This is a genomic window from Leisingera sp. F5, from assembly GCF_001593695.1.
In genome coordinates this window covers 1-1,395 of the sequence record NZ_LUKH01000976.1, presented here as the reverse complement: position 1 = coordinate 1,395, position 1,395 = coordinate 1, and the positions used below count along the sequence as shown (strand labels likewise).

Sequence of the window (1,395 nt, the reverse complement as noted above, 5' to 3'; positions counted from 1 at the left end):
AGGTTGCACACCATGGCTTGCGGCACTGGCCAGTGACTTTGGCTTTGGAACGGAAGGGACCGGCAGTATGCGGGCCGCGTGGCAAGGCTGTGCGGGAAACGTCAGGTTTGCGCGCCGGTGCCAGGCGGATGCATTTGCAATGACAGTTGAATTGCGCAGGATCTGTGCCTGACCTGCCGGATCGCACAGCGGGCACGCCGGGGCCGTTACGCCCCGAGCCGCACCTCTTCGCGCAGGCCGTCGCCCTGAAGCGGAAAGGCCTCCAGCAGACGGTGCAATTGCATGAAGTTGAAGTCCTTGGAGAATTGCACGCCGCAATAGCCGGCGGTTTGCCAGCGGACCTGGGCCTCCATGGTATAGCCGCCGAAATTAAGGGTCACCCGCCCTGAGATTTCGCAGGGGCTGTCGGGGCGCACCTTGGCACCAGCGCGGCTCAGATCGACCAGGTGGGCCTGGACGGTCCGGCCGCCCGCCTGCAAAACGCAGGGAACCGCGCAGGGATAGCGTTTGGTGCGGCGGATTTTGCGGATGCCGATCCGGTCCAGGAAATACAGTGCACTGCCGCCCAGAACCAGAAAGGACAGCCAGGCAATTGCGGCATTTCTGATCTGCTGCTGCTGTCGCGCGTCAGAGGCGGCTACAGCAACCAGCTTGCTGCCGTTTCCGCTTTCCTTCACTTGGTCGCAGGGCAAAGCTTCGACACGGGTTCCGAATTCAGACGCCAGCACCGGGGTTCCCAAATGACGCGCGGTTTCCAACGCGGCGGCCCGGCCCTGGCTGGAGAGGATTTTCAGCAGGACCTGCTGCTGCTTCAAAAGCTCCTCCATGCTGACAGCGGCGGATTGAATGCCGACCGCTTTCATCCGCTGCCGCATCGGCGCGGGCGGGTTTGTGCTGATCCAGCTGCGCAGATGCTGCACATAGAATGCACTCTGACCAGTGTTGAGGTAGGAGAGGAACCCCTTTGAGGCCCGGTGCAAGTTCGACAAATCCTGATGCACAGCGCAGCTTGCAACTGCGCGCTCCGGCAGCAGGCCAATCACCAGTAGAAGTGCAGTTATCGGGAGCCATTGGCGCATGGCGGGGTCGTTCCTTTATGCCTTTGGACTGAAAGAATGGCGTAAAAATGCAAATGTGCCGTTAACGCCGACGGCTTTTCGGGGCAGTCAAGAGCGCAGGAACGACGGCACAGGCAGCCGCCGCAGTGATGTTCCGGAGGCCAGGGACGCCTCGAAGCTTGAGTACCGGCGGCCTTTGCTTTGAGTTTCCCCAAAGGCGGAATATTGCCGGTCTCTGGCGGCTGGACGGCACCCGGATCTGAACCGCGGCTGGCAAGGGCGGGAAAAACAGAATGAACCCGGCGGAGCAGGGACGCCAGTTAAGTCAGGGCACAGA

General features: G+C 61.6%; 1 protein-coding gene. It reads right to left on the bottom strand.

What is annotated here, in order from left to right; genetic code table 11:
- Positions 1-206 precede the first annotated feature (206 nt).
- A complete protein-coding gene (locus A2I95_RS38035) occupies positions 207-1,079 on the bottom strand; it encodes a PilZ domain-containing protein (protein WP_291737598.1) in 873 nt (290 codons plus the stop codon).
- Positions 1,080-1,395: the final 316 nt, after the last annotated feature.